The sequence below is a fragment of the Vibrio sp. 03_296 genome (genome assembly GCF_002265885.1).
The window spans coordinates 1-3,394 of record NZ_NPKW01000092.1; the positions used below are offsets into that span (position 1 = coordinate 1).

The 3,394-nt window shown below is 46.1% G+C and carries 1 protein-coding gene, 6 tRNA genes and 1 pseudogene; all 8 read right to left on the minus strand.

The genetic code is table 11. From position 1 onward, the window contains the following. Positions 1-52: 52 nt before the first annotated feature. Positions 53-127: transfer RNA gene (locus CIK04_RS11580), tRNA-OTHER, on the minus strand. A 7-nt stretch (positions 128-134) separates the two neighbouring features. Next, positions 135-210: transfer RNA gene (locus CIK04_RS11585), tRNA-Thr, on the minus strand. Positions 211-268: 58 nt separating this feature from the next. Beyond that, positions 269-344 (minus strand) — tRNA-Phe (locus CIK04_RS11590). Between the two features lie 233 nt (positions 345-577). Beyond that, the gene (locus CIK04_RS11595) at positions 578-2,203 is read right to left on the minus strand and encodes a methyl-accepting chemotaxis protein (RefSeq protein ID WP_038941487.1); all 1,626 of its coding nucleotides are present in this window, start codon (positions 2,201-2,203) and stop codon (positions 578-580) included. A gap of 234 nt (positions 2,204-2,437) precedes the next feature. Continuing rightward, positions 2,438-2,513, minus strand: a tRNA-Asn gene (locus tag CIK04_RS11600). 39 nt (positions 2,514-2,552) lie between these two features. Further along, a tRNA-Thr gene (locus CIK04_RS11605) sits at positions 2,553-2,628 on the minus strand. A 49-nt stretch (positions 2,629-2,677) separates the two neighbouring features. Continuing rightward, a tRNA-Phe gene (locus CIK04_RS11610) sits at positions 2,678-2,753 on the minus strand. Positions 2,754-2,854: 101 nt separating this feature from the next. Further along, positions 2,855-3,341: pseudogene (locus tag CIK04_RS11615) on the minus strand (transglycosylase SLT domain-containing protein); the annotation flags it as partial. Positions 3,342-3,394 lie beyond the last annotated feature (53 nt).

The following is a 3,394-nucleotide window of genomic DNA, read 5'->3' on the forward strand; positions in this document are numbered from 1 at the left end:
GAGCTAAGGAGGAACTATTCGGTTATTGTGTGTTAGCACAACTTAAAATAAGTGGTGCCTCGAGGCGGAATCGAACCACCGACACGAGGATTTCAATCCTCTGCTCTACCGACTGAGCTATCGAGGCAAAAGAATGGTGCCGACTACCGGAATCGAACTGGTGACCTACTGATTACAAGTCAGTTGCTCTACCTACTGAGCTAAGTCGGCGCACTATATTCTTTTTAAATTGTCGTTCGTACGTTAAGCACCAACGACTTTTAATTCGTGGTGCCCGGAGGCGGAATCGAACCACCGACACGAGGATTTTCAATCCTCTGCTCTACCGACTGAGCTATCCGGGCGACGAGGTGTATTAAACGGTTTTTCGCTTTCTAGGTCAATATAAAAATGCAAAAAAAATATCGTTTGCTGCTTTTGTGCCCGCAATGGGGTGTTTTTATTCGTTTTAAACGATGGAAGTACAGTATATAAACATCTAAGCGACATTTATTTATCAGATTTAATGGGATGAACGGCGATTCCTGCAATAAAAAAGCACGCGATAAGGCGTGCTTAGTTAGAAAACAGGTTTAGTTTAATGCTTTACGGAAAACTTATTGACCCAGTTTTCGAGTTGGTTCGCTAAGGTCGCCAAGCTGCGCGTGCTGTTGTGGCTCTCTGTTACGACGCTGGTAAGCTGATTGCCGCTGTCTTCAATCATGTTGATACGCTGTGCGATATCATCACTCACTTGTGTTTGTTCTGCGGCGGCGGTCGCAATTTGTTGGCTCATGGTACTGATGGATTCCAATGCTTGAACGATCTGTTGCAACGCTTCTGAAGCTGTTTGCGATTCAACAACGGTGCTTTGGCTGGTCTCCGCACAGATTTCCATGGTTTGGATTGCATTGCGAGAACCTTGTTGCAAGTTATTGATCATCAACTGGATCTCTTTAGTGCTGGATTGGGTTCTTCCTGCAAGGTTACGTACTTCGTCCGCAACGACGGCAAAACCTCTTCCTTGCTCGCCCGCTCGCGCCGCTTCGATCGCAGCATTGAGCGCGAGCAGGTTAGTCTGCTCCGCAATATCGCCGATCACATCGAGCACTTTTACAATGTTGTTCACGTCTTTATCGAGATCCGCCACCGCTTGGCTAGCGGTGCCTAACTGGCTTGCCAATCCCTGGATGTTGCTAACGGTATTGTGAATCAACTCCTGTGTATGTTTACTCTGTTTGTCGGCTTCATCCGTATTGTTGGCCGTATCACTGGCGGAATCGGCGACGTGATTTGCAGAAGAAGCCATTTCTGTCATCGCTGTTGCTATCATCGCGGTCGATTGTTGCTGCGTCGCAGTGAGACTGGAAATGGTATCGCTACGGCTTTCAACGGACGCCAGTTCATCACGCAGTGCGTGCATTGAACGTTCTAGGTTGCTGATCATCTCGGCTAACGAGAGGCTCATCTCTTGTACTGCCTGGTAAATACTACCTTGCGGCGCTTTATTGTCGAAACTGGTTTGAATGCGACCTTTTGCCACGTCTTGTACGGCGTTGCGCACATCATTTGGCTCACCACCCAACAGATTGAGCATTTTGTTGATGGAAACAATCAGACCACCCAGAATCGTGCCAGCAATCACAAGGCAAAGGAACAACTGCCATTGCGCAGTAGACCAAAAGCGAGCATTCACTTCATTGAAGCCGATGCCCGTACCGACAACCCAACCCCAGTGTGGAGTTCTTTCCGCGATTGAGAGTTTTTCCTCAATCGAGCCATCGGCCAGTTTTTGCGTCCAAGTATATTCCACCAGTTGGCCTGTTTTTCGGCCAAGTACATCTAGGATTAACTGGCCAACGCTGTTGCCATTGCCATCTCGAAAATCATGAAAACTGGTGCCATGAAGTTGTGGGTCTAATGGAGTGGCAATAAACATCATTTTTTCATCGGCAACGTAAACATACTCATTGTCTTTGTAGATGTTGTTGCGTAGCAGGCGAGTGGCTAATGCTTTCGCTTCTGGCTCAGACATTTTTCCTTCTACGGCCATTTTCTCGACTTCGGTCAGGATGCTATAAGCGCTGCGAAAGAGTTCGGTTACTCGTGCTTTGTTATCTAGATTACTGGCGACTCTTAGCGTCCAAAGGCCAGTCGCGGTTAATGCGAGTAGGGCAATTAAGATAATTCCCGATAATAAATAAGCTTGTGTCTTAAGTTTCATAAAAATGCTCATATTGTAGTCACAATGAACACGGCAAATGCTTAGTTTGTCCGTTTAATTGAAACGAAATATTAATGCAGCATAACTGAAACAAATAGCAGCTTAGCTTGAAAGCATGATCGTGATTAAATTTATGGCGTGAAAAAAGTATAAATGGAGAAATAGTGATGGACTGGCAGGGAAATAAATTGCAGAAAAGAAAAAAGCCAAGTCTTTCGACTTGGCTTTTAAAGGTGGCTCCTCCTGCTGGGCTCGAACCAGCGACCTGCGGATTAACAGTCCGTCGCTCTACCGACTGAGCTAAGGAGGAACTATTCTGTCTCTCTTGCTATACAAGAGTTATTGTAAATGGTGCCGACTACCGGAATCGAACTGGTGACCTACTGATTACAAGTCAGTTGCTCTACCTACTGAGCTAAGTCGGCACACTATATTTTTATCGCTCGTACATTTCGCACCAACGATTTTAATTCGTGGTGCCCGGAGGCGGAATCGAACCACCGACACGAGGATTTTCAATCCTCTGCTCTACCGACTGAGCTATCCGGGCAACGGAGCGCTATTAAACGGATTTTCATCTCGCTCGTCAACCGATTTTTGGAAAAAAATTCAAAAAAARGCGTGAGTGTTTAGAAAGTAGACATGCGTCAACTAAAGCGATGCTCCTTGGTTAAAGTCTTGCTTGAATTTGGTTACTTTTTCCAAATAACGGCGAGCCTCCGCATTGGGGTGTTTTTTGGTTAATGCCCAATACACTTGATTGGGTTGCAGTGAGTTGAGGTCGCGCATCGCCCGTTTGCGATCATTACGGTTAAAGGTGTTGAGTACTCCACCTGTGCCACCGTTGTAGGCAGAAATCATCGAGTACTCGAGCGATGTTGGATGATTAACCTCTTTTAGATAAGCGATTTTTAAGCAGATAAAATAGGCGTCGGTGTCGATATTGTTTTCTGGGTTAAAGAGATATTCCGGGCTAGGTTCGTCCACTGCGATTTTTAACCAAGTTGAACACATCACGGCCTGCGGTTTTCGGTACGACTTGCATTAAGCCATAGGCGTTTGCCCAGCTCACGGCATAAGGGTTGAAACTGCTTTCGGTTTTGATGATGGCGTAAATCAGATCTTCGGGAATGTCGTACGTTTCTTGAGGCGCGGCGTACGATAGTCGGCGTATTTATAACTGCGTTTGTC